The sequence below is a fragment of the Micromonospora sp. NPDC047756 genome (assembly GCF_055587245.1).
The window spans coordinates 296,302-321,744 of sequence record NZ_JBVJGQ010000004.1 but is presented as its reverse complement, the minus strand read 5'-3'; the positions used below and the strand labels follow the sequence as shown (position 1 = coordinate 321,744).

General features: G+C 72.9%; 22 protein-coding genes. 12 read left to right on the top strand and 10 right to left on the bottom strand.

Annotated elements, in window-relative coordinates:
- Positions 1-57: 57 nt before the first annotated feature.
- The gene (locus ACZ6NZ_RS14670; RefSeq protein WP_465858596.1) at positions 58-1,746 is read right to left on the bottom strand and encodes a DEAD/DEAH box helicase; all 1,689 of its coding nucleotides are present in this window, start codon (positions 1,744-1,746) and stop codon (positions 58-60) included.
- A gap of 451 nt (positions 1,747-2,197) precedes the next feature.
- Here ACZ6NZ_RS14670 and ACZ6NZ_RS14665 point away from each other — a divergent pair, with 451 nt between their 5' ends.
- Positions 2,198-2,839 (top strand): ferritin-like fold-containing protein, encoded by a 642-nt coding sequence (locus tag ACZ6NZ_RS14665; protein WP_465858595.1) that lies wholly within the window; start codon positions 2,198-2,200, stop codon positions 2,837-2,839.
- 70 nt (positions 2,840-2,909) lie between these two features.
- Here ACZ6NZ_RS14665 and ACZ6NZ_RS14660 read toward each other — a convergent pair whose 3' ends face one another.
- Together ACZ6NZ_RS14660 and ACZ6NZ_RS14655 are read right to left on the bottom strand one after the other, a co-directional pair.
- Entirely contained in the window at positions 2,910-3,137 is a 228-nt protein-coding gene (locus ACZ6NZ_RS14660; protein ID WP_179781071.1) for a DUF3107 domain-containing protein, read from the bottom strand.
- Between the two features lie 64 nt (positions 3,138-3,201).
- The gene (locus tag ACZ6NZ_RS14655; RefSeq protein WP_465858594.1) at positions 3,202-3,840 is read right to left on the bottom strand and encodes a TetR/AcrR family transcriptional regulator; all 639 of its coding nucleotides are present in this window, start codon (positions 3,838-3,840) and stop codon (positions 3,202-3,204) included.
- A 1,637-nt stretch (positions 3,841-5,477) separates the two neighbouring features.
- On the opposite strand from ACZ6NZ_RS14655, the gene ACZ6NZ_RS14650 reads away from it, so the two are divergent.
- The 6 genes from ACZ6NZ_RS14650 to ACZ6NZ_RS14625 all read left to right on the top strand — a co-directional run bounded on the left by ACZ6NZ_RS14650 (position 5,478) and on the right by ACZ6NZ_RS14625 (position 12,437).
- On the top strand, positions 5,478-7,346 hold the full coding sequence (locus ACZ6NZ_RS14650) for a hypothetical protein (RefSeq protein ID WP_465858869.1): 1,869 nt from the start codon (positions 5,478-5,480) through the stop codon (positions 7,344-7,346).
- 23 nt (positions 7,347-7,369) lie between these two features.
- Positions 7,370-8,344: an alpha/beta fold hydrolase gene (locus ACZ6NZ_RS14645; protein ID WP_465858593.1), complete on the top strand. Its 975-nt coding sequence runs from the start codon at positions 7,370-7,372 to the stop codon at positions 8,342-8,344.
- Between the two features lie 5 nt (positions 8,345-8,349).
- Complete coding sequence (locus tag ACZ6NZ_RS14640) at positions 8,350-9,198, top strand: DUF3152 domain-containing protein (RefSeq protein WP_465858592.1); 849 nt, start codon at positions 8,350-8,352, stop codon at positions 9,196-9,198.
- Positions 9,199-9,294: 96 nt separating this feature from the next.
- Complete coding sequence (locus ACZ6NZ_RS14635) at positions 9,295-10,116, top strand: DUF3152 domain-containing protein (protein WP_465858591.1); 822 nt, start codon at positions 9,295-9,297, stop codon at positions 10,114-10,116.
- 123 nt (positions 10,117-10,239) lie between these two features.
- Entirely contained in the window at positions 10,240-11,421 is a 1,182-nt protein-coding gene (gene moeZ / locus ACZ6NZ_RS14630) for an adenylyltransferase/sulfurtransferase MoeZ (protein ID WP_465858590.1), read from the top strand.
- A 128-nt stretch (positions 11,422-11,549) separates the two neighbouring features.
- Positions 11,550-12,437, top strand: coding sequence for a prenyltransferase/squalene oxidase repeat-containing protein (locus ACZ6NZ_RS14625; protein ID WP_465858868.1), 888 nt, complete (start codon positions 11,550-11,552; stop codon positions 12,435-12,437).
- A gap of 208 nt (positions 12,438-12,645) precedes the next feature.
- Here the strand turns inward: ACZ6NZ_RS14625 and ACZ6NZ_RS14620 are convergent, their stop codons facing one another.
- The gene (locus ACZ6NZ_RS14620) at positions 12,646-13,887 is read right to left on the bottom strand and encodes a glutamate-5-semialdehyde dehydrogenase (protein ID WP_465858589.1); all 1,242 of its coding nucleotides are present in this window, start codon (positions 13,885-13,887) and stop codon (positions 12,646-12,648) included.
- 27 nt (positions 13,888-13,914) lie between these two features.
- Positions 13,915-15,072, bottom strand: coding sequence for a glutamate 5-kinase (proB, locus tag ACZ6NZ_RS14615; protein ID WP_465858588.1), 1,158 nt, complete (start codon positions 15,070-15,072; stop codon positions 13,915-13,917).
- Positions 15,073-15,085: 13 nt separating this feature from the next.
- On the opposite strand from proB, the gene ACZ6NZ_RS14610 reads away from it, so the two are divergent.
- Positions 15,086-15,400, top strand: a complete 315-nt coding sequence (locus ACZ6NZ_RS14610) for an MGMT family protein (RefSeq protein WP_465858587.1) — start codon at positions 15,086-15,088, stop codon at positions 15,398-15,400.
- A 94-nt stretch (positions 15,401-15,494) separates the two neighbouring features.
- Here the strand turns inward: ACZ6NZ_RS14610 and ACZ6NZ_RS14605 are convergent, their stop codons facing one another.
- On the bottom strand, positions 15,495-16,697 hold the full coding sequence (locus ACZ6NZ_RS14605; RefSeq protein WP_465858586.1) for an EF-hand domain-containing protein: 1,203 nt from the start codon (positions 16,695-16,697) through the stop codon (positions 15,495-15,497).
- Positions 16,690-17,244: a SigE family RNA polymerase sigma factor gene (locus ACZ6NZ_RS14600; RefSeq protein WP_465858867.1), complete on the bottom strand. Its 555-nt coding sequence runs from the start codon at positions 17,242-17,244 to the stop codon at positions 16,690-16,692. The genes ACZ6NZ_RS14605 and ACZ6NZ_RS14600 overlap by 8 nt, the downstream gene beginning before the upstream one ends.
- Before the next feature lie 193 nt (positions 17,245-17,437).
- Between ACZ6NZ_RS14600 and ACZ6NZ_RS14595 the strand changes: the two genes are divergently transcribed.
- Both ACZ6NZ_RS14595 and ACZ6NZ_RS14590 read left to right on the top strand, forming a co-directional pair.
- The gene (locus ACZ6NZ_RS14595) at positions 17,438-18,838 is read left to right on the top strand and encodes an MFS transporter (RefSeq protein WP_465858585.1); all 1,401 of its coding nucleotides are present in this window, start codon (positions 17,438-17,440) and stop codon (positions 18,836-18,838) included.
- Positions 18,835-20,343 carry a pyridoxal phosphate-dependent decarboxylase family protein gene (locus ACZ6NZ_RS14590; protein ID WP_465858584.1) on the top strand — a complete coding sequence of 503 codons (1,509 nt, stop codon included), beginning with the start codon at positions 18,835-18,837 and terminating at the stop codon, positions 20,341-20,343. Before ACZ6NZ_RS14595 ends, ACZ6NZ_RS14590 begins: the two co-directional genes overlap by 4 nt.
- A gap of 72 nt (positions 20,344-20,415) precedes the next feature.
- On the opposite strand, the gene ACZ6NZ_RS14585 is transcribed toward ACZ6NZ_RS14590, so the two are convergent.
- Positions 20,416-21,627 carry a hypothetical protein gene (locus tag ACZ6NZ_RS14585; RefSeq protein ID WP_465858583.1) on the bottom strand — a complete coding sequence of 404 codons (1,212 nt, stop codon included), beginning with the start codon at positions 21,625-21,627 and terminating at the stop codon, positions 20,416-20,418.
- A complete protein-coding gene (locus tag ACZ6NZ_RS14580; RefSeq protein WP_465858582.1) occupies positions 21,620-22,180 on the bottom strand; it encodes an RNA polymerase sigma factor in 561 nt (186 codons plus the stop codon). Before ACZ6NZ_RS14580 ends, ACZ6NZ_RS14585 begins: the two co-directional genes overlap by 8 nt.
- A 195-nt stretch (positions 22,181-22,375) precedes the next feature.
- Here ACZ6NZ_RS14580 and ACZ6NZ_RS14575 point away from each other — a divergent pair, with 195 nt between their 5' ends.
- On the top strand, positions 22,376-22,957 hold the full coding sequence (locus ACZ6NZ_RS14575) for an NADH-quinone oxidoreductase subunit B (RefSeq protein WP_465858581.1): 582 nt from the start codon (positions 22,376-22,378) through the stop codon (positions 22,955-22,957).
- Positions 22,958-23,016: 59 nt separating this feature from the next.
- Here the strand turns inward: ACZ6NZ_RS14575 and ACZ6NZ_RS14570 are convergent, their stop codons facing one another.
- Entirely contained in the window at positions 23,017-23,943 is a 927-nt protein-coding gene (locus ACZ6NZ_RS14570) for a hypothetical protein (RefSeq protein ID WP_465858580.1), read from the bottom strand.
- 177 nt (positions 23,944-24,120) lie between these two features.
- Here ACZ6NZ_RS14570 and ACZ6NZ_RS14565 point away from each other — a divergent pair, with 177 nt between their 5' ends.
- On the top strand, positions 24,121-25,437 hold the full coding sequence (locus ACZ6NZ_RS14565; RefSeq protein ID WP_465858579.1) for a DUF2252 domain-containing protein: 1,317 nt from the start codon (positions 24,121-24,123) through the stop codon (positions 25,435-25,437).
- The last annotated feature ends 6 nt before the right edge of the window (positions 25,438-25,443 follow it).

The following is a 25,443-nucleotide window of genomic DNA, read 5'->3' as shown; positions in this document are numbered from 1 at the left end:
GGGAACATCCCCCGTACCGCGCGAGGCGGTGCGGGGGATGTCAGGTGTGGCTGGTGGTCAGTCGGCTGTCGCCTCTGCCGGCGTACCCGCACCGGAACCGCCATCACGGCGGCGGCGTCGGCGGCGCGGCTTGGACGCCTCGCCGTCGGACGCGGTGGCCGGCTCGGACGGGCCGGCGTCGGCGGAGATCACCGCGGTCGTCTCGGCCGCGACCACCTCGCCGGCCCGACGGCGACGCCGGCGGCGGGGGGTACGGGTGCCTTCGTCGGCGGCATCGGCCGCAGGTGCCTCGGCGGCGGCCGGCGAGCCGGCGTCGGAGCGGTCGCGGCGGCCGTCACCCCGACCGCGGCGCTCGCCGCGACCCTCGCCACGGCTCTCGCCGCGCCGGGACCCCCGACCACCGTTGTCGCCCCGACGGGAGCGGGTCGTCCCACCCAGATCCTCTTCGATCTCGGCGGACAGCCCGGCCCGGGTGCGCTCTGCCGTGGGCAGCGTGCCGCTGACCTCGGTGGAGATGTGCAGGTCGGTGTAGAGGTGCGGCGACGTGTGGTACGTCTCCGGCGGCTCCGGCATCTCCAGACCGAGGGTCTTGTCGATGATCCGCCAGCGCGGCATGTCGTCCCAGTCGACGAAGGTCACCGCGACACCCGTCGCGCCGGCCCGGCCGGTACGACCGATCCGGTGGGTGTAGGTGTCCTGGTCTTCCGGGCAGTCGTAGTTGATGACGTGGGTGACGCCGGTGACGTCCAGCCCACGGGCCGCCACGTCGGTGGCGACCAGGATGTCGATCTTGCCGGCCCGGAAGGCCCGCAGCGCCCGCTCACGGGCGCCCTGGCCGAGGTCACCATGCACGGCGGCGACCGCGAACCCACGGAAGTCGAGATCCTCGGCGACCCGGTCGGCCGCCCGCTTCGTACGCGTGAAGATCATGGTCAGCCCGCGGCCCTCCGCCTGGAGGATGCGCGCCACCACCTCGACCTTGTTCATCGAGTGGGTGCGGTAGACCAACTGCTGGGTCTGCGGCGACGGGCCGGTCTCGGCGGTGTGCCCGGCGTGGATCGTCATCGGCTGGCGCAGGAAGCGCCGCGACAGGGTGACGATCGGGTCCGGCATGGTGGCCGAGAAGAGCATCGTCTGCCGGTCTTCCGGAAGCATCGCCAGGATCTTCTCGACGTCGTCGAGGAAGCCCAGATCGAGCATCCGGTCGGCCTCGTCGAGGACGAGCGCGTGCACCCGGTCGAGCCGGAGGTGCTTCTGCTTCTGCAGGTCCATCAGTCGGCCGGGCGTGCCGACCAGGATCTCGACGCCCTTGCGCAGCGCGTCGATCTGCGGCTCGTACGCGACGCCGCCGTAGATCGGAAGCACCCGGACGCCGCGCGTGCGTCCGGCGGCGGCCAGGTCCTTGGCGACCTGGATGCCCAGCTCACGGGTGGGGACGACGACCAGCGCCTGGGGAACACCGTCGCCGCCCTCGCCCGGGGCGAAGACCCGGTCGAGCAGCGGTACGCCGAAGCCGAGGGTCTTGCCGGTGCCGGTGGGCGCCTGGCCGATCAGGTCGACGCCGCGCAGCGCGATCGGGATCGCGTACTCCTGGATGGCGAAGGCGCGGGTGATGCCGGCCGAGGCCAGGGCCTCGACGGTCTCGGCGCGGGCGCCGAGTGCGGCGAACGTGGGGGCCTCCGGTCGAACCGGGGCGGTGGGGGCCAGTTCCTGGCCGTCCAGCAAATCTTGAGTCAGGTCGCTCATCTGGATGTGGGGGTGCCCTCTCGTGGGTGCGCCCGTCATGTCCTCAGGGCGCGTTCGGTATGACGCGGGCCACACGGTCGGCGGCAGATTGCCGAGCCGGACCGGGCCGCACGCGCGCCGCGGGCTGAGCTTCGATCAGATCGGCGCCCACGGCAACTGCTCCATGTTACCTGAACAGGCATACCCCCGTCCCGATTCCCAGCCGGCCACTCGCCACGCGGGGCAAGTAATTGTGACCCACGCCACACCAGCCCCACCTCCCATCCCCGCGCGCCCCTGTGCCCCGCCCGCGCCGCCCGTCGCCTGCCTGCGCTCACGCCCCGCCCGCCGCCGGGGCCGATCATGGAGTTGTGGTGGTGGGCAAAAAGCTCAAATCTCCACTAATTCGGCACCACAAGTCCATGATCGGCGGGGGCGACGCGGAGGGCGACCACGCGATAGCCTGCCGCTCGTGTCCGCCTCCGGTTCCGCGTACGCCGACCTGCTCGGTCTGGTCGCCTTCGGTGAGCTGCTGGCCTTCGAGCGGATGGCGGGCGATGCGCGGCTCGCTCCCGACCTGCGCCGCCGGGCCGCGCTGAACGAGATGGCCGCGGTCGAGATCGCCAACTACCGGCGCCTCGCCGACCGGCTCACCGCGTTGGGCGTGCCGCCCGAGGACGCGATGGCGCCCTATATCGAGCCGTTGCAGGCGTACCACGACTCGACGGAGCCGCGGGACTGGGCGGAGGTGGTCACGAAGGCGTACGTGGGCGACGCGATCACCGACGACTTCGTTCGCGAGATCGCCGACGCGCTGGAGGAACCGGACCGGGCGCTGGTGCTGGAGGTCCTGCACGACTCCCGGTACGCGGAGTTCGCCGCGGCGGAGATCAGGGTGGCCGTCGCCGACGACCCCCGGGTGGCCGGTCGGCTCTCCATGTGGGCCCGGCGGCTGGTCGGTGAGGCGTTGTCCCAGGCCGGACGCGTCGCCGCCGAGCGGGCCACCCTCACCGCGCTGATCGCGCGCGACGGCCGGGTCGACGTGGCGGGGCTCTTCGGCAGGCTCACCACCGCGCACACCGCGCGCATGGCCGCCGCCGGGCTGAACAACTGACCACCCGGCCGGGCCGGGCCGGCCTGCGGCAGGTGGGCCGAGTGCCGACCTGCCGCGATGGCCGGACCGGTCAGCGGACGGTGAACCCGACCGCCCGGGGCGACGCCTCGGCGATCTCGACGTAGGCGACCTTCTCGACCGGAACGATGACCCGCCGGCCCTTCTCGTCGGTCAGGGAGAGCGTGCCGCCGTTGCCGGCGAAGGCGTCGGTCACGATCTGCTCGATCTCGGCCGGCGACTGCGCGCTGTCCACTACCAGCTCGCGTGGCGCGTACTGCACGCCGATCTTGACCTCCACTGTGCCTCCTCAACTGGGGCGAGAGAACCGCCCTGCGAAGGCTATCCGATCACGGGCCCGGCGGTCAGGCTGACTCACCTTGCAGCGGGAAGCTCGCGATGCCCCGCCACGACAGTGCGGCCACCAACGCCTCAGCTTCGGCCTTCGGCACCTGCCGGCCGCCGGCCAGCCAGAACTGTGCGGCCGTCTCCGCCGCGCCGACCAGCCCGGAGGCGAGCAGCTCGGCGTGCGCCCGGCTCACCCCGGTGTCGGAGATGATGGTGTCGGTGATCGCCGCGATGCAGCCCTGCTCGACCCGCTCCACCCGCTGCCGTACGGCCGGGTCGTTGCGCAGATCCGACTCGAAGACGAGCCGGAACGCCTCGCTCTCGTGGTCGACGAAGTCGAAGTACGCCCGTACCGACGCGCTGACCCGTTCCTTGTTGTCGCTGGTGCCGCGCATCGCATCCTGCACCTGAGCGACGATGGCGTCACAGTGCGTGTCGAGCAACGCCAGGTAGAGATCCATCTTTCCGGGAAAGTGTTGGTAGAGCACCGGCTTCGAGACCCCGGCTCGCTCGGCGATGTCGTCCATCGCGGCGGCGTGGTAGCCCTGCGCGACGAACACCTCCTGCGCCGCAGCGAGAAGCTGCTTACGACGCGCGGAGCGAGGCAGGCGGGTGGGCCGGCCAGCGGTCTGTGCACCGTTCCCCACAGCGGTCATGGGATCCTCCGAGTTCTCCGTACGAGCCGGCATTTTCCCCCCAGACCGGGCGAGGCCCGTGACCTCGGTCGTGGAAATGGCCCGCCGCTGTAACTTATCGCCACTCTCGGCACACGGTAGCCTCAGCGGGGGCGACCAAGGAGCGCGCGGTGAGTGAAACAGGGCAACCCGGAGCCGCCACCCCGGGAGAGCACGGTGACGGAGCGGGTCAGCACGACGACCCGAGCCGTTCCGTCAGTGGGTGGGCGCCTCAGGCGGGTGGGTGGCCCCGAGCCGCCGACCACGAGGACGCCCGGGATGAGGCGCCGCGCTGGCAGCCCGACCCCGCGTCGGGCTGGCGAACCTCCTCGCCACGGCACGGTGATCTGCCATCCCCGCTGGTCGGGCGGTCGGGCGACCCGGAGTCGCCGGCCCGCGCCAACGGCCACCACGTCAACGGCGCGCGTCAGCCGGACGACGTCAACGGCGCGCACCACCCCGGGCTCGAACCGCCCGCGGGGCGCCCCACACCGGTGAGCGCGCCGCCCGGGCTGCCCGCCGAGAGCCGTCCCGGGGCGGCCGGCGACCGGCTCGTGGTGCCCGCCCAACGTCCCGCGCCGCCAACGGAGCAGGGTGCCGCCGAGTCCGACCCTGGCCCCGCCCCACACGCCGGCGCCGACCCGGCTGCGGCGCACCGCGCCCGCTGGGCCGAGCCCGGCCTGCCCACCTCGGCCCCGCCGGCCGTCCAGGTGCCACCCGTCGGCACCGCGGCGTCGGGTTTCGAGGTTCCACCCGGCTTCCACGCGCCGATCGGCGAGCGGCTGACCGCCGACGAGAGCCCGGCCGCCCCCCGCGACTGGCGGGATCCGCTCGCAGCCGAGCCCGCCGCGACCACGGGACGCAACCCGGGCCCGGCCGCCTCCGCCGACGACGGCGAGCCCGGTCGCGCTTCCGAGGGCTCCCCGCCGGCAGACACGCCCCGCGCCGGCGAGGCGCATCGCGCCGGGGACGCGCACCGTCCGGGCGAGACGCACCGGGCCGGCGAGTCGTCGGCCATCGAGCCCGACTGGTCGGGGCCGAGCTGGAACCGCCCGAGCTGGGGTGGCGGGTGGGCCCCGCCCTGGTCCCGCCAGGACGACGAGCCGGCTGGCCCGGCAGCACGGGACGAGCCGGCAGCACGGGACGCACCGACGCCGGACTGGGTCGGCGAACCCCACCAGCCGTACGAGCCGGTGCGCGCCGACGTGCCCCGTCCGTACGAGCCGGTGCGCGCCGACGTGCCTCGTCCGTACGAACTCGGCCGCGTCGAATCAGCGTCCGCCCCGGAACGCCCCGCCGAACCGACCAGCGCACCACCCGCCGACCGTCCGTCGTGGGCGGGTGGCGCGACGCCGACCAGTGGTCCGCCTGCTGACCGTCCGTCGTGGGCGGGTGGCGCGACGCCGACCAGTGGTCCGCCCGCCGACCGTCCGTCGTGGGCGGGTGGCGCGACCGGCGGGCCCCGGGCCGACCGCCCGTCCTGGGCCGGCGGGGCCGATTCCGACCCCAGCAGCGCGTCGCCCGCGCGGCCCTCCTGGGCCGGGGGAGCCGATCCGACGCCGACCAGCTTGCCGCCGGCGCGGCCGTCCTGGGCCGGCGGGTCCGAGGCGGCGACCAGTGTGCCGCCGGTACGACCGTCCTGGGCCGGCGGTTCCGAACCGCCCGCCACCGGCGCGGCGGCGACGCGACCCTCCTGGGCCGGCGGAGCCGATCCGGCACCGGCCAGCTCCCCACCGACGCGACCCTCCTGGGCCTCCAGCCCGGCATCGGCCGACCCGCCCGCACCGACCGAGGCGGCACCTCCGGCACCCGCCGGACCGCCTCCGGCTCCGGCCGGGCCACCTCCCGCGCTGACCGACGCGCCACCGGCTCCGGCGGGCCCGTCGACGGTCGCGAAGCGCTCGTCCTGGACCGGCGGTTCGCCGACGGCGAGCAGTTCCCGGGCCGAGCGGCCGGACTGGTCCGAGGGCCGGCTCCCGGCCACCCCGGTCGAGCGCCCGTCCTGGCCGGCCAGCCGGTCGGCCAGCGCTGGTGGGGGCGACGGGGGCGAGACGCCGGGCCGGTCCCGGCCCGACGCCCGACCGACCGGGCCGTTCCGGCTCCGGCCGGCGACGCCCGAGCCCGGTCCGTCACCCGTCGAGCCGCCCACACCGGTGAACGGCTCGCCATCGACTGACGCCACCCCGTCCTCCACGGCAGCGGCCCCGCCCACCGCCACCAAGGGTTCCGGCCCCCGCGATCAGTCCGCAGCGACGTCCGCCTCCGCCTACGCGGCGCGCCGATCGGCCCCCGACCCGAGGTCCCCGGCTGACGACGGCCGGCAGTCGGCTGCGAGCGCTGTGGTGCTGCCGCAGCGCGTCCCCGCGGAACCGGACGTGCCTGTCGTGCCGGAGCCGCCAGCCGTGGAGCCACCCGCCGAAACCCCGGAACTCGCCCGCATCGCTACTCACCTGCGCCGGGACGACGAGCCAGCCCCACTGCGCGAGCGCCCCGAGGGGTTCGATGTCAACGCGATCCTGGACGCCGTCCGGGAGGTGGCCGGTGTCCGCGACGCGGCCCTGCGCCGCACACCGGCGGGGGCGCACAGTCTGCGACTGGACCTGGCCGACGGTGCCGACCCGGCCGAGGTGAGCCGGCAGGTGGCCCGCCTGCTCCAGGAGCGGATGGGGTTGGCCGCGGCCCCGCAGAACGTGCCCGGCCTGCCCAGCACGCCACCACCACCGGTTCGCCGTCGCGCGGCCGAGCCCGCCGAGCGGCGTACCCCGGAAACTCGAAACGCGGCTTTGCGCGATCCCGGCGAGGTCCGGTCGGCCGAGTCGCCGACGGTCGCCCGCCCGTCAAGCGGTCGGGTCGAGTCCCCGCCGGCCGGGCCGGAGCCACGGACCGGCACGGACCCGGCGCGCCGCCGCCGGTCGAACGCTCCGCACCGGGGGCGTGCCACGGTGGAGGAACCAGGGTCGGTCTCGCCAGCGCCGGCCGGCGCCGCGACCGGTAGCCCGGCGACACTGGGCACGTCGTACTCCGGTGGTCAGGTGACCACGACGGAGTCGGCGCCGTCGCGACCGCTGGAGACCGGCGGTACGCCGGGGCCCCGGGTGGTGATCGACCACGTGCAGGTCAGCACCTTCGGCCTGGACGCGAACGTGGAGGTCCGGCTGCTGGCCGGGGGTGAAAGCGCCTCCGGGTACGCCACCGGGCCGGCGGTGGACGGTTACGTGTTGCGGCTCTGCGCGGTGGCGGCGGCTGCTGCGGTGGACGAGTTGCTGCGCGGTGCCGAGAACGCCGAGCGTGGGCGCTGTTTCGTCGAACACGCCGCGGTGGTGCCCTTCGGCAACTGCGAGGTGGCCACCGTCGTGGCGCTGCTGGTCTGTGAGGGCTGGGTCGAGCAGCTCGCCGGGTCGGCCCTGGTCGCGGGTGATCCGCGTCAGGCGGTGGTCCGGGCGACGCTGGCGGCGGTCAACCGTCGGCTGGAGGCTCTGCTGTCCTGAGTGGTTCGAGGCAGACTGGAGCGATGAGACGCGCCACCCTCTGGCCGGACCACCTGCTCCCCGACGACCGCGTTCCGCCGCCGTGGCCGGGCCGGGAGGTCCGCCTCGACGGCCGGGTCACCTACGTCCGGGACACCCCGGCCACCGCCTCCGGGGCGGAGCCGGCGCTGTACGTGCACGGGTTGGGCGGGTCGTCGCAGAACTGGACCGACCTGGCCGGTCTGCTCGCCGACCGGCTGGACGGTCAGGCCATCGACCTGCCCGGCTTCGGCCGTAGCGAGCCGGGCCCGAGCTACACCATTCCGGCCTTCGCGAATCTGGTCGTCCGCTGGATCGAGCATTCCGGTCGAGGGCCGGTGCACCTGTTCGGCAATTCGCTGGGTGGGGCGGTCGCGGTTCAGGTCGCCGCGCTCCGGCCGGATCTGGTCCGCACCCTCACCCTGATCTCCCCGGCGCTGCCGTTCCTGGATTTCCGGCGCTCGTTGCAGGGGCGGATGCTGCCGGTGCTCGCCATTCCCCGAGGTGAGCGGCTGGTCGCCCGGCATCTCACCCAGCTCGCTCCCGAGGTGATGGCCCAGCAGGTGCTGGAGGCGTGCGTCGCCGACCTGAGCCGGATCTGCGATCAGCGCCGGGCGGAGGCGCTGGAGGAGATCCGGGTGCGGTACGAGGCCGAGCACTACGCCGCCGCGTACGTCCGGACGTTCCGTGGCCTGGTCTCCAGCTTCCTGCGGGCGTACCTGCGGGGGCCGGGGTCGCTGTGGCGCCTCGCCGAGGCGGTACGCGCGCCGACCCTTGTGGTGGGTGGTCTGCAGGACCGTCTGGTCGACGTGCGGGTCGGGCCGCAGACCGCCCGACTCATTCCGGACAGCCGATTGATGATGCTCGAGGGCGTCGGCCATGTGGCGCAGTTGGAGGTTCCTCGGCTGGTTGCTCGCGCGGTGGTCGGCCTGCTCACCGAAACGGGGGACGCCGCGGGGCGGTCTGATCTGGCAGGCTGACCTGGATGCTCAGCTCAGCCCGCCATCCTGCTCGCCGTCGGCGACGTTTCGCGCTGTTCGCCCAGCTGGTGGCGGTGGTGGTGGCCGTCGCCGCAGCGGTGACCGTGATCGCCGAGGGGTCGGGTGGGCATCCCGGTGCTGAGCGGTTGGCCGCTGAGGAGATCGGCGCACCGCCGCCGCTGGTGGCCGGGCCGCTGCCGCCCGCCCCTTCGCCCTCCGGCGCGGTCACGCCGAGCCCGACGCCGGTGTTGCGGGTGCCCGGCGCGGTTCCGAGCGCGGGCACGGGAGGGTTCGGCTATGACGCCCGTTCCGGCCCGGTGCTGGGTCGGGCGGGTGAGCTGCGGCGTTACCGGGTCGCTGTGGAGTCGGGCAGTGCCGAGGACGTCGCCGGGTTCGCCGAGGCGGTGGAGGTGGCGCTGGCCGGGCCGGGCAGTTGGGTCGACAGCGGCAGGTTGCGGCTGCAGCAGGTGCCGGGGGCTGCGCCTCGGGACTTCACCGTCTACCTGGCCACCGCCCGGACCGCGGGTCGGATGTGCGCGAAGGGTGGGGTCGACATCCGGATCGACGGCCGTCCGTACACGTCCTGTCGGGCGCCCGGCCAGGTGATCATCAACCTGGATCGGTGGCGGTTGTCGGTGCCGCACTTCGTCTCGGCCGGCGTGCCGTTGACGGTCTACCGGACGTACGTGGTCAATCACGAGGTGGGTCACCAGCTCGGGCATCGGCACGAGCGCTGCCCCGGCAAGGGCCGGCCGGCACCGGTGATGATGCAGCAGACGCTCTTCCTCAACGGCTGCCGGGCCAATCCGTGGCCGTACCTGAACGGGCGTCGATACACCGGTCCCGCCCTCTGAGAACGACACGCCGACCAGTGACCCCTCCATCAGGCGTCTTGCGGCAATAGCGGCGAAAACGGAGAAATGCCCGAATAATCTGGCAGGCTTGATCCTATGACGCCGTCGTCCCCTTACGGCCCGCCCCGGCCGGCCGAACCCCGGTCGGCGGTGCGGGGCGCGCGTCCCGCTCTCGTCCGGATGCACCGGCGTCGTCGTCGCAGCATGCTGCTCGGTCTGCTCGTGCTCGCGGCCGCCATCGGGGTGACTGTGAGCCGGGGCGGCGAACCGTCGGTCGAGTCTCCGGCCACCACCCAGGGCGGAATGGGCCACGGAGGTGGGGTGGCCGCGCACCCTGCCCCCACCGGCTATCCGTCGGTCGGAGCGGGACGCTTCACGGCAGCCGACGGTGAGACCCCGGTGCACGGCACGGACGGGCCGCTGCACCGATACCGGGTCGTCGTGGAACGCGACGCCGGCCAGGACGCCGACGTGTTCGCCTCGCGAGTGGACGAGGTGCTGGCCGACCCGCGCAGTTGGATCGCGTCCGACGAGCTGCGGGTGCAACGGGTGGCCGACGCCGAGACCGCCGACTTCACCATCTACCTGGCCACCCCGGTCACGTCCGAGCGCATGTGCGCCGAGGGTGGGCTGACCACCGAGGGCTACACCTCCTGTCGCCTGCCCGGTCAGGTCATCATCAACCTGGCCCGCTGGATGGAGGCGGTCCCCGACTACGGCGCTCCGCTGGACACCTACCGGACCTACGTCATCAACCACGAGGTGGGCCACGAGTTCGGCGAGGAGCACGAGGCGTGTCCGGGCCCGGGGGAGCCGGCCCCGGTGATGCAGCAGCAGACGTACGGGCTGCAAGGCTGCGTCGCCAACGCCTGGCCGTACCTCGACGGTCGTCGCTACGCGGGGGACATCGTCCCCTGATCCGCCGGGTCGTCGGTTATTCCCGCTCCCGCATACCGGACCACGTGTCGTCCCTCATGGCCGAGGGGGGCTCCCGCGAGCAACAATGGCGCGGTTCACACCGCCGATCCCGGGGAGTCCACCGTGTCGTTGCCCCCGCTCGTCGAGCCCGCCGCCGAGCTGACCGTAGACGAGATCCGCCGCTACTCACGCCACCTGATCATTCCGGACGTCGGGGTGACCGGCCAGAAGCGGCTGAAGAACGCCCGGGTGCTCTGTGTCGGCGCCGGTGGCCTCGGGTCGCCCGCCCTGATGTACCTCGCCGCGGCCGGAGTCGGCACGCTCGGCATCATCGACTTCGACACCGTCGACGAGTCGAACCTCCAGCGCCAGATCATCCACGGCGTGTCCGACATCGGCCGGTCCAAGGCCGAGTCCGCCGCCGCGTCGATCCGCGAGATCAACCCCCTGGTGAACGTGGAGATCCACAACACCGCGCTGGACCGGGAGAACGTCCGCGAGATCTTCGCCCAGTACGACCTGATCGTCGACGGCACCGACAACTTCGCCACCCGCTACATGGTCAACGACGCGGCGGTGCTGCTGGGTAAGCCGTACGTCTGGGGGTCGATCTACCGCTTCGACGGCCAGGCGTCGGTGTTCTGGGCCGAGCACGGCCCCTGCTACCGCTGCCTCTACCCGGAGCCGCCGCCGCCCGGCATGGTTCCCTCCTGCGCCGAGGGCGGCGTGCTCGGGGTGCTCTGCGCGTCGATCGGTTCGATCCAGGTGAACGAGGCGATCAAGCTGCTCACCGGTATCGGTGAGCCACTGGTCGGCCGCCTGATGGTCTACGACGCCCTGGAGATGGAATACCGCAAGATCAAGGTCCGCAAGGACCCGAACTGCGCGCTCTGCGGCGACAACCCGACGGTCACCGACCTGCTGGAAGACTACGAGGACTTCTGCGGCGCGGTCTCCGAGGAGGCCCAGGAGGCGACGCTCGACTCGACCATCACCGCTCTTGAGCTGAAGGAGTGGCAGGACGCCGGCAAGGACATCTTCCTCGTCGACGTACGCGAGCCGGCCGAGTACGAGATCGTCCAGATCCCCGGCGCGACCCTGATCCCCAAGGGCGACATCATCTCCGGTGAGGCCCTCTCGAAGCTGCCACAGGACCGGCAGATCGTGCTGCACTGCAAGTCGGGCGTGCGCTCGGCGGAGGCGCTCGCCGCGCTCAAGGCGGCCGGCTTCAAGGACGCCGTGCACGTGCAGGGCGGCGTGCTCTCCTGGATCAAGCAGATCGACCCGTCGCTGCCCGCGTACTGACCGATCGAGCCGGGGCGGCCCTGGCGCGGCCACGCCGCCGCGCCGGGGCGGCCCCGCGACCGCCTTAGGCAAATCGACGCAGATGACGCCGAGCGGCCGTCCGGCCGGAGCGACGCAGCCATTCCGGGCTGGCCGATTCTCTGAGGCGGCATCGCGTCTGCGCAGGTAGCGTCTCCGCCGTGGTCGACTTGGAAGCCGCGATCGGGTTCGTCGTGGCGCACGGGGATGCGGTGGAACGTGCCCGCCTCTCCTGGCTCCGCAACGGCACCGCCGTGCCCGCCGAGTTGCTGGAGACGGCCGAGGTCGGCCAGTCACCGGACGGCGGTTGGCCGGCCACCTGGGGCGGCGAGGTCGCCTCGATCGACGCCACCTGTTTCCGGCTCGTCGAGCTGGACGACCTGGGGGCGCTCGGCCGTCCCGCCGCCCGCCGAGCGCTGGACTGGCTGGCGTCCCGGCAGCAGGCCGACGGCGGTTGGGAAGAGGACGCGTCGCTGGCCGACTCCGCGCCGGAGTGGGCCCGTCCCGGCGATCCGGAGGCCGGGTTCCTCGTGTCGGCCAACGCCGGCTTCTGGCTCACCGTCGCCGGGCTGGACGCCCGGGCGTCGGGTCCGCTCGACCACCGGGTCGGTGGTGCGTACGCCGGGGTGGTGCAGGCCGCGGCCCACTCGCTCGCCGCGCGGCTGCGCCCGGACGGTGGCTGGCCGTCGTACCTGGCGGCGGGTTGGCTGAGCGCGGCGGTGCTGCACCGGCAGGAGATGTTCCAGGAGTCCGCCCGGATCCAGGTGGTGCTGGCCGAGCGGATGCCGAAGATGTCCCCCGGGGACGTGGCGTGGCTGGCGGCCACGTTGCGCCGTGCCGGCGTCGACCCACAGGACTGGATCATGGTGCGGGCGCTGCGCCGGCTGACCGAGACCCAGCGCAGCGACGGCGGCTGGGAGAGCGACGACGGCCACCAGTTCGACGTGCACGCCACGCTGGCCGCGATCCGAGCAGCCCGCCCCGCGCCCCCCACCTGACCCACGCGCGCCTCGCCCCTCGCCCCTCGCCCCGCCCGCGCCCCTCGCCCCGCCCGCGCCGCTCGCCCCCCGACCTCGCCGATCTTGCAGTTTCTGTCGCGGATTTGCGGATAAATGCCCCTTACGCCGGGACAGAAAGTGCAAGATCGCGCGGGCGGCGGGCGGCGGGCGGCGGGCGGCGGGCGGCGGGCGACGGGCGGGGCGGGGGTTAGCGCAGGTGGCCGTTGCCGGTGACGACGTATTTGGTGCTGGTCAGTTCGGGCAGGCCCATCGGGCCGCGGGCGTGCAGCTTCTGGGTGGAGATGCCGATCTCCGCGCCGAAGCCGAACTCGCCGCCGTCGGTGAACCGGGTCGAGGCGTTCACCATCACCGCCGCCGCGTCCACCCGCGCGACGAAGTCACGGGCCGCGCTCGCCGAGTCGGTGACGATCGCCTCGGTGTGGCCGGTGCCGAAGCGGCGGATGTGCGCGACCGCGGCGTCCAGCGAGTCCACCACCGCCACCGAGATGTCGGCGGACAGGTACTCGGTGGCGTAGTCCTCCTCGGTCGCCGGGACCACTGCGGCGGAGTGGGCGGCCACCTCGGGTGAGCCGTGCACCGTCACCCCCGCCTCGGCGAACGCGGCCAGCACCGGCGGCAGGAACGCGTCGGCGATGTCCGCGTGCACCAGCAGCGACTCGGCGGTGTTGCAGGTGGACAGGCGTTGCGTCTTGGCGTTCAGCGTCACCGCGACGGCCTTCGCCAGGTCGGCGGCGGCGTCGACGTAGACGTGGCAGTTGCCCACCCCGGTCTCGATCACCGGCACCGTCGACTCCTCGACCACGGTGCGGATCAGCGACGCGCCACCGCGCGGAATGAGCACGTCGACGAGACCCCGGGCGCGCATCAGCTCCTTGACCGAGTCGCGGGAGCTGGCGTCGAGCAACTGCACCGCGTCGGCGGGCAGACCGGCCCCGGCGACCGCGTCACGCAGCACCGCGACCAGCGCGGCGTTCGAGTGCGCGGCCGACGACGACCCGCGCAGCAGCGCCGCGTTGCCGGACTTGAGGCAGATCCCGGCGGCGTCCACCGTCACGTTGGGCCGCGCCTCGTAGATGATGCCGACCACCCCGAACGGCACCCGGATCTGGCGCAGCTCCAGACCGTTGGGCAGGGTGGACCCGCGGACCACCTCGCCGACCGGGTCGGGCAACGCGGCCATCTCACGCAACGCGTCGGCGATCCCGGCCACCCGACCCGCGTCGAGCGCGAGCCGGTCCAGCACGGCCGTGCTCAGCCCGGCCTCGCGGCCCGCCGCCAGGTCCGTCTCGTTCGCGCTCAGGATCTCCGGGGTACGCGCCACGAGCGCGTCTGCCATCGCCACCAGCGCGGCGTCCTTGACGGTACGGGTGGCGGTGGCCAGGTCGGCGGCGGCGTTCCGCGCCCGCTTCGCCTGCTCGACGACGCTCATCGACTACTCCTCAGCTGGGCAGTTGGCTTACAGCAGCACCAGGTCGTCGCGGTGGACGACCTCTCGTTCGTACGCCGGGCCGAGCGCCGCGGCGAGTTCGGACGTGGAGCGGCCGAGCAGCCCGGGTAGCTCCACCGCGTCGTAGTTGACCAGCCCTCGGGCGACCGACGCGCCGGCGGTGTCCACCAGGTCCACCGGGTCGCCGGCGGTGAACGTGCCGTCCACGGCGGTGATGCCGGCCGGGAGCAGCGACTTGCGCCGCCCGACGACGGCGGCGACGGCGCCCGGGTCGAGGTGCAGCCGGCCCCGGGGTGAGGTGGCGTGGGCCAGCCAGAACAGCCGGGCCGTAGGGCGTCGCCGCTGCGGGTGGAAGAGCGTGCCGATCGGCTCGCCGGCCAGCGCCGACGTCGCCAGGTCGGCGGCGGTGAGCACCACCGGGATGCCGAAGCCGGTGGCGATCCGCGCGGCCTCGACCTTGGTCACCATGCCACCGGTGCCGACGCCGGACCGGCCGGTGCCGCCGATGGTGATGCCGGCAAGGTCCGTGTCGTCGCGCACCTCGGCGATCCGGGTCGAGCGCGGGTTGGTGGGGTCACCGGTCCAGAGGGCGTCCACGTCGGAGAGGAGCACCAGCAGGTCGGCGTGCACCAGCGCGGCCACCAGGGCGGCCAGCCGGTCGTTGTCGCCGAACCGGATCTCCTGGGTGGCCACCGTGTCGTTCTCGTTGACGATCGGCACCGCCCGCAGGTCGAGCAGCTTGCGCAGTGTTCGGTACGCGTTGCGGTAGTGCGCTCGCCGGGTCACGTCGTCGACGGTGAGCAGCACCTGCCCGACGGTGCGGCCGTGCCGGGCGAAGCTGGCCGCGTACCGGCCGATCAGTAGCCCCTGCCCGACGCTGGCGGCGGCCTGCTGGGTGGCCAGGTCGCGCGGGCGTCGGGACAGCCCGAGCGGGGCGAGCCCGGCGGCGATGGCGCCGGAGGAGACCAGCACCACCTCGCGACCCTCGGCGGTGAGTCGACCGAGGGTGTCGACCAGCGTGTCGACGCGCTCGTCGGCCAGCCCGCCGGTGGCGGTGGTCAACGAGGAGGATCCGATCTTGACGACGACCCGTCGGGCCGTCGTGACTGCGTCGCGCACCCGACCATTCTGCGTGGTCACCGCCGCACCGCCCGGCGGCGTTCCCATATGGTGGCGGATTGTGACTCCAGACGAGTACGTCGAGGCGGTTCTCGACCTGGTCGAGCGGATCCCGGAGGGCCGGGTCATGTCGTACGGCGGGGTGGCCGACGCGCTGTCCGAGCGCTCGGGCCGCACGTCGGCGCGGTTGGTCGGCAGCATCATGGCCCGGCACGGGGGCTCGGTGCCCTGGCATCGGGTGGTGACCGCGGGTGGTCGACTGCCGCCGGGGCACGAGCGGGAGGCGCGGTCCCGACTGCGGGCCGAGGGGGTGCCGCTGCGCGGCGAGGGCGTGGACATCGCGGCGGCGGGCTGGTCGCCCGACGAGGGGTTGTGATCGCCGACGGTCGTCCTCGGGACGGCCGGGACGTTGCTCCACACCGACGGTGCCCCGCCCCGGTGGGGATCGGGGCGAGGCACCGTGCGGTCGATCAGAGTGGGAGTGGGGAGCGCACCTCGTTGTCGTTCCGTTTCAGGTCGGGCCAGTAGCGGTCCTGCGCGTCGCAGTGGACGACGATGTAGCTCCGGGTGTATGCGTCAGGTCCCGGCCGGCCGGGCACCAACTGGACGAACGTGTAGCGGCGCGATTCACCCACCGGCACCCCGGGCAGCAGGCACGACGCATTATCGGCCTGCGGTCCCGGGTCCGGGTCGCACCGGGACCAGTCCCCGCCGGCCCGCTCGCCGCCCTCGATGTGGAAGGCGACCTGGGCCGCGTCGACCGGCCCGGCGTTGGTCACCGTGAAGACCGTGGTGAGTTGGCGTCGGGTGTCCGCCCCTGGAACGTCGACGAGCTGGTGCGTCATGGTCATCCGTAGGTCGGTGAGCCGGGGATCCCTCCCGAATGCGGTGGGGCCGTCGGTCTGATCGAATCGCTTCCCGTCCCACTGGTACGTCCGCACCTGCTCTCGCCGCAGGTAGCCGGGTGTGCCACAGCACGGCTGGATGTCGGCCACCCGCACCTCGACCGACCCGTTCCGGTTGATCTCCACAGCGCGAATGTCGTCGAACCCGTCGCCGGTCCGGACCACTCTGCCCAGCGTCACGATGTGGCCGTCGCGATCCCGGTCGAAGGCCACCACCTGCTTCGCCAACGCCTCGCCCAACCGGCAGGAGACGACGGCGATGGTCTCGGTGGCGCCGTCGCCATCGACGTCGCCGTACTCGAAGGCGTCTTCTGCCAGCTCCGCCACGTGGGTCTTCTTCGTGTCGGTCTGGAGCCGGACCTTGGCGGTGGCACAGCCGCTCGCCATCTCGCTCGGCTGCCAGTTCGGCAGGTCGACCCGGGTGGCGAGCAGTTGGGCCCGACTGATCCGTCCGTCCGGGGCGTTCGGGGTGCTCGTGGTCGCCGACGCCGACGGCGGTGTGGTCGGGGTGGGCGTCGGCGGCGGCGCGGTGGGGTCGACGGACTCCGCCGGCACCGGTGGGCTCTGGTCGCGGTGCAGTGCGGCGTTGGCGACGACGGGTGCCAACACCAGCGCGACCGCCGCGGCGGCCACGGCCACCGCCGTCGTCCGCTTCCGTCGGCGCAGCAGGAGCCGGGCCTCGTCGGGGCCGGGACCGGCGACGTGGCTGATCACGTCATTGCGGTACGCGCCGAGCCGCTGGCGCAGTCGCGGGTCGAGGTCAGACATCGCACACCCCCTCGGTGTTCTCGTCGAGCAGCCCGGCCAGGGCCGTCCGACCTCGGTGCAGCCAGGACTTCACGGTGCCTTCGGCCACTCCTTCCTGAGCGGCGATCTGGCTGACCGACAGGTCGGCCAGGTAGTGCAGGATGACCGCCCGGCGGTGGTTGGCGGGCAGTTGGGCCAGTGCCGCGTCGATGGCGACCCGGTCGGGTGTCGGGCCGGCCACCTCGGCCTCGGTGCGCCGTTGCCGCAGCAGGTGGTTGCGGGCGGTACGCAGGCGTCGCCAGCGGCTTCGGGCCAGATTCCAGGCGACCTGCCGGACCCAGGCCACCGGGTCGTCGTAGCGGATCAGCCGGTCCCAGCGGGCCAGCGCCCGGTAGAACGCCTCCTGGGCCAGGTCCTGGGCATGGCCCAGGTCTCCGGTGTACGCGCACAGTTGGGCGGTCACGCTGCCGAAGTGCGCGTGGTAGAAGTCGTCGAAGGTGATCGTCTCCTCGACCACCGCACCGGCCGTCCTTGCCGCCGGTGGCTCGTTGGCGCGGGCCCCCATCATCGCCGTCACTGTCCCTCCCCCGTCAGCGTCGGGCTGGTGTGCCCTTGGCGCCGGTAACACTCCGAGACTGCGGAGGTGGTTGCGGGGTCCGCTGCCGGTTACCCGACTGTGTGGTTGTCCGCGACGGGCCGGTGGGTTGATCACCGGATGAGGGGATGTGACCCCCGACTCAACGTGAGTAATATTCGGCCCCATGACAACGCCGCCGGGGCCCGGCTCGCTGCCTCGACGGGTGCACGCCGGTTACGCGCTCGGCTCCCTGGCGACCGGAGCGTTCGGCACCGTGCCCGGTCTGCTGCTGCTGCCGTACCTGACCGACACGCTGGGCGTGGCTGCCGGGCTGGCCGCGCTGCTGGTGCTGCTGCCCAAGGCCTGGGACGTGCTGGTCAACCCGGTCGCCGGGCGGATCTCCGACCGCACCCGGTCGCGATGGGGCGCCCGCCGGCCGTACCTGCTCGTCGCCGGCCTCGCGCTCGCCGTCCTGTTCGCGTCGATCTTCGCCGCGCCGTTCGGTAACGGCTCGGGCGCCGCGGCCTACGTGGCGTTCGCCTTCCTCGCCACCGCCACCGCGTTCGCCTTCTTCCAGGTGCCGTACGTGGCGATGCCGGCGGAGCTGACCGACGACTACGCCGAGCGCACCCGCTTGATGACCTGGCGGATCGCGGTGCTGGCGCTGGCCATCCTGGTCTCCGGCGCGGTCGCGCCGCTGGTGGTCGGTGCCGGTGGTGACGGCGTGGCCGGGCATCGCTGGATGGGCCTGTTCGTGGCGGTGCTGATCGCCCTCGGCGCCCTCGGCGCGTTCCTGGGCACCCGGTCCGCGCCGACCGGCACCGTGGGCGAGAGCGAGCCGACGCTGCGAGCCCAGCTCGCGGTGGCCGGTGCCAACCGTCCGTTCCGGGCGTTGTTGATCTGCTTCGTCGTGCAGTCCGCCGGGGTGGCGACGATCCTGGCCGGGGTCAACTACTTCGCCGGGCAGATCCTGCGCGACGAAGAGAGCGGGCCGACCCTGCTCTTCGTCTGCTTCGTCGGGCCGGCGCTGCTGGTGATGCCGGTCTGGAGCCGGATCGGTGCCCGGCTGGGCAAGCGCACCGCCCTGGTGGTCGCCTCGCTGATCCTCGCCGTCGGGGCCTTCGCCCTGGTCGCCGCGCCGGTGCTGCCGGCGGTCGCCGTCTATCTCGTGGTCGCGCTGATCGGCGTGGGGTACGCCGGACAGCAGGTCTTCGCGCTGGCGATGTTGCCGGACTGCATCGCGTACGAGACGGCGCGCACCGGGCGACGGCAGGCGGGCGTCTTCACCGGGCTGTGGACCGCCGGGGAGACCTTCGGCCTGGCGCTCGGCCCCGGCATCTACGGACTGGTGCTCCAACTGTCCGGCTACGTGTCCTCCGACACCGGCTCGGCGGCGGCCCAGTCCGACCCGGCGAGGCTGGGCGTCCTCCTCGGCTTCACGCTGATCCCGGCCCTGCTGATCGCCCCGCCGATCCTCCTGCTGCGCCAGTACACCCTCACCGCCCACAGCGACCTGGGCGATCATGGAGTTGTGCTGGGGGACGAGAGCGTTGACCGCCACGAGAAGGGCACCGTTACCCCATGATCGACGAGAGCAGGGTCGAGGCCGGAGCGCTTCGCGCCACCGGGGTTCCGGCGGAACAGGTTCTGGAAGAGGTGCGCACGCTGCGGGCGGGTGACGCGCCCACCCACGGGGGACGCCTGTTCGCGTACGTCTACGACCCGGCGGTCCCGGGGCTGGACGAGCTGGCCGCCGCAGCCCACCGGGAGAGCGCGCACGTCAACGGATTGGACCCGACCGCGTTCCCGTCCCTGCTGGCCATGGAGAACGCGCTCATCGGCGCCGCCGGCCGGGTGCTGGGCGCCGGCCCCGGGACGACCGCCCCGGACGTCGTCGGCAGCGTCACCAGCGGCGGCACCGAATCACTGATCCTCGCCGTCAAGACCGCCCGGGACGCCCACCCGGAGATCACCGAACCCCGGATCGTGGTGCCGTCGAGCGCACACGCGGCATTCGCCAAGGCGGCGCACTACCTGCGGGTGGCACTGGACGTCGTGCCCGTCTCCCCGGAGACGCTGCGGGCCGACCCGGCCGCGATGGCCGCCGCGATCCGCCCGGAGACGGTGCTGGTCGCCTGCTCCGCGCCGTCGTACGCGCACGGGGTGGTGGACCCGGTCACGCAGATCGCTGCCGCCGCGGCCGATGCCGGGGTGCGCTGCCACGTGGACGCCTGCTTCGGCGGCTGGACCCTGCCGTACCTGCGTCGGCTCGGCGAGCCGGTGCCGCCGTTCGACTTCGCGGTGCCCGGGGTCACCTCCATCTCGGTCGACCTGCACAAGTACGCGTACGCGCCGAAGGGGGTGTCGGTGCTGCTGCACCGCGACGCCGCACTGCGCGCCCCGCAGTACTTCGCGTACGCCGACTGGCCCGGCTACACCATGATCAACCCGGTGATCGCGTCCACCCGCTCGGGCGGCCCGATCGCCGCCGCGTACGCCACCGTGCGGCACCTCGGCGACGAGGGTTACCTGCGGCTGAGCGCCATCACCCGGGACGCGGTGGCCGGACTGGCCGACGCGGTGCGCGCCGTCGACGGGCTGCGGTTGATGGCCGAGCCGGAGTCGACAGTGGTCTGCTTCACCGCGACCGACGATGGCCCCGACCTGTTCGTCCTGGTCGACGAGCTGACCGCGCGGGGCTGGCACACCCAACCCCAGCTCTCGTACGACGGCCTGCCCGCCAGCGTGCACCTCACGGTGACCGCCGCTGTCGCGCCCCGGGTGGCCGAGTTCGGGCCGGACCTGACCGCCGCGGTGGCCGCGACCAGGGCCGCCGGCCCGGTGCGGCTGCCCGCCGAACTGGCGGCCCTGGTCGGCGCGCTGACCCCCGAGGCGCTGACCCCGGACCTGGTCGTCGGCCTGGCCGCCGGGCTGGGCCTGGGTGGCGAAGAGGGGTCGGACGCGGGACCGCTGCCGGAGCGGATGGCGCTGGTGAACACCCTGCTCGACGCCGCGCCATCAGCGATGCGCGAGCGGTTGCTCATGGAATTCGTCAGTCTGCTGCAACGCCCCAGGTGGACGCCGAGCTGACCGTGCGGCAACGGATCGGCCGCAGCCGACCGCGTCGTACGCCCCCGTGGCGTACGACGCGGCCGGCGACCGTCAGCCGTAGGTCAACCTCATCTGAACCAGGTTGTCGGCTCTGTTGACGTCCGGCAGGACGTCACGTTCGCTGTCCATCGGCTGGACGTCCACGTCCGCCTTGTCAGTGCTCAACGTGATCCCTTCGAGCACCCGGAAGTCCAGGTCCAGCCGCATCTCCGCCCCGGCGGCCAGCTCACCCAGGCGGCAGGTGATCGGTTCGACGCCGTCGAGGACGCCCGCGCACGGGCCCCACCCGTCGACGTCCGCGCGCACCGCGGCGGGCACGCCCAACCGCAGCACCACGTGGGCGACCGGGCCCGTGCCCCGGTTGCGGATCCGCACCGTGGCCGTACCCGTCCGGGAGCCGTCGTCGGCGGTTCTCAGCACGAGGTCGCCGGTGGTGACGGCGACGTCCGCCAGGTTCGGGTTCGGACCGAAGCTCGTCGGCCCGGACACCTGGCTGAAGGCGTCACCCTTCCAGCGGTAGCCCCGCCACTGCCGTTGTGACCACCTGGCGTTCCAGCCACCCCCGGGAGCGATGTCACCGACCTGAACGCGCACCGTGCCGTCGCCCACGACATCCAGCGCGAACAGCCACTCCGGCTTGTCGATCGTGGTCGCGACCACCCGGCCGACGGTCGTCGCCTTTCCTGCCTCGTCGCGGTCGAAGGCGACCACCTGCATCGGCCCACGGGTGCCGAGCACGCACTGCACGAGAGCCACGGTCTCCACCGCGCCGTCACCGTCGATGTCGCCGTGGTCGAGCGCCAAGAGCCAGTTCGCGCCCTCCCGGGCATCGGCGGTGAGCCGCGTCTGCGACGTCGGGCAGCCTCGTCCGGCCCGCCACGCCGGCAGGGTCACCGGTGCCGCCAGCAGTTGGGCCCGGCTGAACCGGCCGTCCGGCGCCCCGACGGTCGGGCTGGCGCTGGTCCCGGCAGGGCTGGGGGTCGGGCTCGTCGGCGTAGGCGTCGGCGTCGGTGACGCCGAGATGCTCGGCGTCGGGTCGACCGGACCGGGCCGGTGGTCCGGGCCGCTCAAGGCCGCGTATCCGACGGCCGACCCGCCGAACAGGGCGAGCGCCGTCGTGGCGGAGGCGGCCAGCCGGCCTCGACTGCGGCCTCGTACGGTCCGTCGAACGGCGGCGGGCCCCGGTGCCTCAACCTCCGCCAGCGCGGTACGGCGGTAACGGGCGAACTCTTCGGCCAGGTCAAGAATCTCCTGCTCAGACATCCCGCACCTCCTCATTGGTGTCGCGTAGATGAGTGGCGAGCGCGGTTCGGCCCCGGTGCAGCCAGGACTTGACCGTCCCTTCGGCGACCTGTTCCTGAGCGGCGATCTCCGCGACCGTCAGGTCAGCGAGGTAGTGCAGGACGACGGCTCGCCGCTGTTTCGGCGGCAACTTCGCCAACGCGGAGTCGACGGCGACCCGGTCGGGGCTCGGCTCCGCGACGTGTGTCTCCCGCTGCCGCAGCAGCCACTGCTGGGCGGTCCGCAGCCGCCGCCAGCGGTTGTGTCCGAGATTCCACGCGACCCGACGGACCCAGGCCAGGGGGTCCTGGTAACCGGCGAGCCGGTCCCAGTGGGCGTACGCCCGACAGAACGCCTCCTGGACAAGGTCCTGCGCCTGCCCGCGGTCACCGGTGTACGCGGTCAACTGCACCACGAGGCCGCGGTAGTGGGCGTGGTAGAAGTCGTCGAAGACCAGCTCTGCCGGCGCGGAGGTCGTGGCTCCCGGCGGGTCCGGTGGGCGCCCACCCACCGGCACATCTCGTGTCACAAGCACTCGTCCTCCCCGTGGCGACTGCCGGCGTCGTGTTCGCCAGCACCGGTCACACAAACGAGCGCACCGGCAGGTTGCGCGTCAACCGCCGCCGATCCTTGTCGGCTCGGGGACAATTGGCGGACCGCTCGGGCCGATCACCGCCGGACCGCGCGGACGCCGGCTGTGATTCACTGTCGGTGAGGAGAGGGGGCGGTCGTGCAGCTGCCGGCAGTGCTCGGCGAGCCGATCCGGTTCGTGCTGAACTGGGGGCGCCGCTACTCGCTCTGGGTGTTCAACTTCGGTCTGGCCTGCTGTGCCATCGAGTTCATCGCCACCAGCATGGGTCGGCACGACTTCATCCGACTCGGCGTGATCCCGTTCGCCCACGGCCCCCGCCAGGCCGACCTGATGGTTGTCTCCGGCACGGTGACCGACAAGATGGCCCCGGCGATCAAGCGGCTCTACGACCAGATGCCGGAGCCGAAGTACGTCATCTCGTTCGGCGCCTGTTCCAACTGCGGCGGCCCCTACTGGGATTCGTACTCGGTGACCAAGGGCGTCGACCAGCTCATCCCGGTCGACGTGTACGTGCCCGGCTGCCCGCCCCGGCCGGAGGCGCTGCTGCACGGCATCCTGCGCCTGCAGGAGAAGATCGCCGCCGAGCAGTCCGGCATCGGGGGTGTGCCGCAACGGGACGTGCTGGCCGCGCCGCTGGACGCCCCGCCCCGCGAGGCCGCCGCGCCACGCTCGGTCGACTCGCTCACCGCCCCGCCGGTCCGCCCACCCACCGCGAACTGAGGACGACCGGCCGCCACCCGGAGCTGGTCCGGGCGGCGACCGACCACCGCACCATCAGGTCAGCTGGCCGCCACGGCCAGGTTGAACGTGACGGTGTTGTCGCTCGGGTCGACGTCCGGCACCGTCTCGTTCCAGTAGAGGGTGGCCAGCTCCACGGTGATCGGGGTCGCCTCGTCCGCCGGGTCGGTCGGCCGGCTGATGAACAGCGCCACGTCGCGCTCCTCACCCTGCATCAGCAGCCCGCCCGGCACGTGAGCCTGCGAGCCGTACGCCGGGCCGTCGAAGGGCTCGGTAAAGAGGATCATCGACCCGGCGGGCAACCCCGTGGCCGTCAGCGAGCTGCCGAGCTGCCGAGCGTCACCCGAGTACCGGACCCGCAGCGGCACCCGCCGGGTGTTCTCCGGGCCGTCGGTCACCGGGCCGACCAGCTCGACGGACGCGTTCGCCTGGGCGTCCTGCACGTACGTCTGAGGGCGGGCCAGTTTGCCGTCGAGGGAGCGGAACTGCGCGCTGAACGGCACGGTGCCCAGCGATCCGGTTTCGTACGAGTAGGCGGTGACCAGACCTCCCGCCGCGATCATCGGGTAGCTGCGAGGCGTGGTCAGCACCTGGAACTCCACAGTCGCCCGGCGAGACTCGCCCGGGGCCAGATCGTTGCCACGCGGCAGGGCGCAGGTGCGGACCAACAGCCCCTCCTCCACGCCGTCCGACTCGCAGCGCGACTCCACGCCCCCGGAGAAGGAGCCGGCCACGGCCTCGCGGATCCGGAAGTAGAAGCCCTGCGTGCTGTCACTGTTGTTGGTGATGGTCACCCGAAGGCTGCCCCGGTAGCCGCGCTCGGTCGGCTCGAGCACCAGCCGGCTCAGCGAGAACGTGGGAGCGTCGGCGGAGGCCGACGGTGCGGCCGAGGCCGGTCCGGCCGCGCCGATCGTCGCCGTCAGGCCGAGTAGTGCGGCGGTGAGCAGGGTCCCCGTTGTGCGGAACATCTTTGTCTGGTCCTCCATGGTCGACGCCCGGCGAGGGACCTGCCGCCGCTCGTGGCGATGCCGCGATCGATCGACGTAACCATGGTGTCCGGGCCCCCGCGCGTGACCCGCACAGCATGATCGATGGATGCGTCGTTCGCCACCCCGTTGTGGACCCGCCGCACTACCCTGCGGACTATGAGCAGCTCAGGGGACCAGCGCTCTGCCCACATCGTCGACGTGCTCACCGAGGAGTTCGGGGCGTCGATGGCGATCGACCCGGCCGCCTTCCGCCGCAAGTTCCGCAAGATGGCGGCGTCGCCGTTCGCGTTCTACCGGGGCAGCGCCGCGCTGTTCTACGCCGACCAGCTCGGCGACTTCGCCGACGACCGGTTCTCCGACGAGCAGACCAGCCGGGTGTGGATCCACGGTGACCTGCACGCGGAGAACTTCGGCACCTACATGAACGCCTCCGGGCAGCTCGTGTTCAACGTCAACGACTTCGACGAGGCGTACGTCGGACCGTTCACCTGGGACCTGCGACGGCTCGCGGCCAGCGTGGCGCTGCTCGGCTACGGCAAGGCGCTCTCCGACACGGCGATCGGGGAGTTGGTGGCCGGCTTCGCCCGGTCGTACCTGACCGAGCTGCGGGCCATCGCCGCCGGCGGCGACGACGCGATCGGCTCGATCACCCTGGACAACGCCGACGGGGTGCTGCGCCGGGTGCTGCAACGGGCCCGGCTCAACACCCGCGTGGACCTGCTGGCCGCGCAGACCACCATCGACAACTACGAGCGACGGTTCTCCATCGGCGACGGGGTCTTCGAGATCGACGACGCCACCCGCGACCTGGTCAGCGCCGCCTTCCAGGAATACCTGGGCACCCTGCCAACCGCCGCGACGCAGCTGCGCCCGGTGGCGGCTCGGATCAAGGATGTGGTGCTGCGCAAGGGGGTGGGCATCGGCTCGGCCGGGCTGCCGTCGTACAACCTGCTGCTGGAGGGGCACACCCAGGCGCTGGAGAACGACGTCGTCATCTACATGAAGCAGGCGCAGGTGCCGGCCGTGGCGCGGTACGTCACCGACGAGTCGGTCCGCGGCTACTTCCAGCACCAGGGGCACCGGACCGCCGAGTCGCAGCGGGCGTTGCAGGCGCACGCCGACCCGTGGCTGGGCTTCACCGAGCTGAACGGGGCCGGTCAGCTCGTCGCCGAAGTCTCCCCGTACGCCGCTGACCTGGACTGGTCGGACGTGAACGAGCCGGAGGAACTGACCGGCGTTCTCGTCGACCTCGGTCGGGCGGTGGCCCGGATGCACTCGGTCGCCGACGACGAATCCAGTCACGACCTGGTGGACTACTCCACCGAGGAGGCGATCGTCGCGGCGGTGGACGCCGACGAGCGGGGCTTCGTCGCCCACCTGGTCGACTTCGCGCACGCGTACGGGGTGCGCGCCCGCCAGGACCACCAGCTCTTCGTCGACCTGTTCCGCAACGGTCGACTGCCCGGCATCTGATCCGGC

Bases quoted from the DNA above. Each gene is read 5' to 3' on its own strand.
- ACZ6NZ_RS14670 (WP_465858596.1), bottom strand. From the start codon at position 1,746: ATGAGCGACCTGACTCAAGATTTGCTGGACGGCCAGGAACTGGCCCCC.
- ACZ6NZ_RS14655 (WP_465858594.1), bottom strand. From the start codon at position 3,840: ATGACCGCTGTGGGGAACGGTGCACAGACCGCTGGCCGGCCCACCCGC.
- ACZ6NZ_RS14645 (WP_465858593.1), top strand. From the start codon at position 7,370: ATGAGACGCGCCACCCTCTGGCCGGACCACCTGCTCCCCGACGACCGC.
- ACZ6NZ_RS14640 (WP_465858592.1), top strand. From the start codon at position 8,350: ATGCTCAGCTCAGCCCGCCATCCTGCTCGCCGTCGGCGACGTTTCGCG.
- ACZ6NZ_RS14635 (WP_465858591.1), top strand. From the start codon at position 9,295: ATGACGCCGTCGTCCCCTTACGGCCCGCCCCGGCCGGCCGAACCCCGG.
- ACZ6NZ_RS14620 (WP_465858589.1), bottom strand. From the start codon at position 13,887: ATGAGCGTCGTCGAGCAGGCGAAGCGGGCGCGGAACGCCGCCGCCGAC.
- proB (WP_465858588.1), bottom strand. From the start codon at position 15,072: ATGGGAACGCCGCCGGGCGGTGCGGCGGTGACCACGCAGAATGGTCGG.
- ACZ6NZ_RS14605 (WP_465858586.1), bottom strand. From the start codon at position 16,697: ATGTCTGACCTCGACCCGCGACTGCGCCAGCGGCTCGGCGCGTACCGC.
- ACZ6NZ_RS14600 (WP_465858867.1), bottom strand. From the start codon at position 17,244: ATGATGGGGGCCCGCGCCAACGAGCCACCGGCGGCAAGGACGGCCGGT.
- ACZ6NZ_RS14595 (WP_465858585.1), top strand. From the start codon at position 17,438: ATGACAACGCCGCCGGGGCCCGGCTCGCTGCCTCGACGGGTGCACGCC.
- ACZ6NZ_RS14590 (WP_465858584.1), top strand. From the start codon at position 18,835: ATGATCGACGAGAGCAGGGTCGAGGCCGGAGCGCTTCGCGCCACCGGG.
- ACZ6NZ_RS14585 (WP_465858583.1), bottom strand. From the start codon at position 21,627: ATGTCTGAGCAGGAGATTCTTGACCTGGCCGAAGAGTTCGCCCGTTAC.
- ACZ6NZ_RS14570 (WP_465858580.1), bottom strand. From the start codon at position 23,943: ATGTTCCGCACAACGGGGACCCTGCTCACCGCCGCACTACTCGGCCTG.
- ACZ6NZ_RS14565 (WP_465858579.1), top strand. From the start codon at position 24,121: ATGAGCAGCTCAGGGGACCAGCGCTCTGCCCACATCGTCGACGTGCTC.